Raw genomic sequence first — 2,566 nt, forward strand, 5'->3', positions numbered from 1 at the left:
TACTAAGCGTACGACAAGTAGGGCGGGACACGTGACATCCTGTCTGAATATGGGGGGACCATCCTCCAAGGCTAAATACTCGTAATCGACCGATAGTGAACCAGTACCGTGAGGGAAAGGCGAAAAGAACCCCGGAAGGGGAGTGAAATAGATCCTGAAACCGTGTGCATACAAACAGTAGGAGCGGACTTGTTCCGTGACTGCGTACCTTTTGTATAATGGGTCAGCGACTTACATTCAGTGGCAAGGTTAACCGCATAGGGAAGCCGTAGAGAAATCGAGTCCGAATAGGGCGATCAGTCGCTGGGTGTAGACCCGAAACCAAGTGATCTACTCATGGCCAGGATGAAGGTGCGGTAACACGCCCTGGAGGTCCGAACCCACTAATGTTGAAAAATTAGGGGATGAGCTGTGGGTAGGGGTGAAAGGCTAAACAAACTTGGAAATAGCTGGTTCTCTCCGAAAACTATTTAGGTAGTGCCTCAAGTATCACCATCGGGGGTAGAGCACTGTTATGGCTAGGGGGTCATTGCGACTTACCAAACCATTGCAAACTCCGAATACCGATGAGTGCGAGCTTGGGAGACAGACGTCGGGTGCTAACGTCCGGCGTCAAGAGGGAAACAACCCAGACCGCCAGCTAAGGTCCCAAAGATTGGCTAAGTGGAAAACGAAGTGGGAAGGCTAAAACAGTCAGGATGTTGGCTTAGAAGCAGCCATCATTTAAAGAAAGCGTAATAGCTCACTGATCGAGTCGTCCTGCGCGGAAGATGTAACGGGGCTAAGCCAGTCACCGAAGCTGCGGATATCCTTTATTGGATATGGTAGGAGAGCGTTCTGTAAGCCTGCGAAGGTGTCTTGTAAAGGATGCTGGAGGTATCAGAAGTGCGAATGCTGACATGAGTAGCGATAATGGGGGTGAAAAGCCTCCACGCCGTAAGCCCAAGGTTTCCTGTTCAACGTTCATCGGAGCAGGGTGAGTCGGCCCCTAAGGCGAGGCAGAGATGCGTAGCTGATGGGAAGCAGGTTAATATTCCTGCACCGTCGTATGATGCGATGGGGGGACGGATCGCGGAAGGTTGTCTGACTGTTGGAATAGTCAGTTTCTGTCTCATAGAAGGTACTTAGGCAAATCCGGGTACGGAATTCAAGGGGATGGGACGAGTGAACTTGTTCACGAAGCAATCGGAAGTGGTTCCAAGAAAAGCCTCTAAGCTTCAGTCATACGAGACCGTACCGCAAACCGACACAGGTGGGCGAGATGAGTATTCTAAGGCGCTTGAGAGAACTCGGGAGAAGGAACTCGGCAAATTGGTACCGTAACTTCGGGAAAAGGTACGCCCCGGTAGCTTGAATGGTTTACTCCATGAGGGTGAAAGGGTTGCAATAAACTGGTGGCTGCGACTGTTTAATAAAAACACAGCACTCTGCAAACACGAAAGTGGACGTATAGGGTGTGACGCCTGCCCGGTGCTGGAAGATTAAATGATGGGGTGCAAGCTCTTGATTGAAGTCCCAGTAAACGGCGGCCGTAACTATAACGGTCCTAAGGTAGCGAAATTCCTTGTCGGGTAAGTTCCGACCTGCACGAATGGCGTAACGATGGCCACACTGTCTCCTCCCGAGACTCAGCGAAGTTGAAATGTTTGTGATGATGCAATCTACCCGCGGCTAGACGGAAAGACCCCATGAACCTTTACTGTAGCTTTGCATTGGACTTTGAACCAATCTGTGTAGGATAGGTGGGAGGCTTTGAAGCGGGGACGCTAGTTCTCGTGGAGCCAACCTTGAAATACCACCCTGGTTTGTTTGAGGTTCTAACCTTGGTCCGTTATCCGGATCGGGGACAGTGCATGGTAGGCAGTTTGACTGGGGCGGTCTCCTCCTAAAGTGTAACGGAGGAGTTCGAAGGTACGCTAGATACGGTCGGACATCGTGTTGATAGTGCAATGGCATAAGCGTGCTTAACTGCGAGACTGACAAGTCGAGCAGGTACGAAAGTAGGACATAGTGATCCGGTGGTTCTGTATGGAAGGGCCATCGCTCAACGGATAAAAGGTACTCTGGGGATAACAGGCTGATTCCTCCCAAGAGTTCATATCGACGGGGGAGTTTGGCACCTCGATGTCGGCTCATCACATCCTGGGGCTGTAGCCGGTCCCAAGGGTATGGCTGTTCGCCATTTAAAGTGGTACGTGAGCTGGGTTTAAAACGTCGTGAGACAGTTTGGTCCCTATCTGCCGTGGGCGTTGGAAATTTGAAGGGGGCTGCTCCTAGTACGAGAGGACCGGAGTGGACGAACCTCTGGTGTACCGGTTGTCACGCCAGTGGCATTGCCGGGTAGCTAAGTTCGGAAGAGATAACCGCTGAAAGCATCTAAGCGGGAAACTTGCCTTGAGATGAGATTTCCCAGAGCCTTGAGCTCTTTGAAGGGTCGTTCGAGACCAGGACGTTGATAGGCTGGGTGTGGAAGTGCAGTAATGCATTAAGCTAACCAGTACTAATTGCCCGTACGGCTTGTCCCTATAACCTTAGCAGGTACAGAGGATAAGACGGTACAACGTTG

Annotated in this window: 1 rRNA gene; it reads left to right on the forward strand. The window is 51.1% G+C overall.

Annotation, left to right across the window (positions count from 1 at the left end):
* Positions 1-2,525, forward strand: a 23S ribosomal RNA gene (locus tag SJI03_RS28675); the annotation flags it as partial.
* Positions 2,526-2,566: the final 41 nt, after the last annotated feature.

Source organism: Janthinobacterium sp. GMG1 (genome assembly GCF_034427795.1).
Classification (GTDB): Bacteria; Pseudomonadota; Gammaproteobacteria; order Burkholderiales; family Burkholderiaceae_D; genus Janthinobacterium.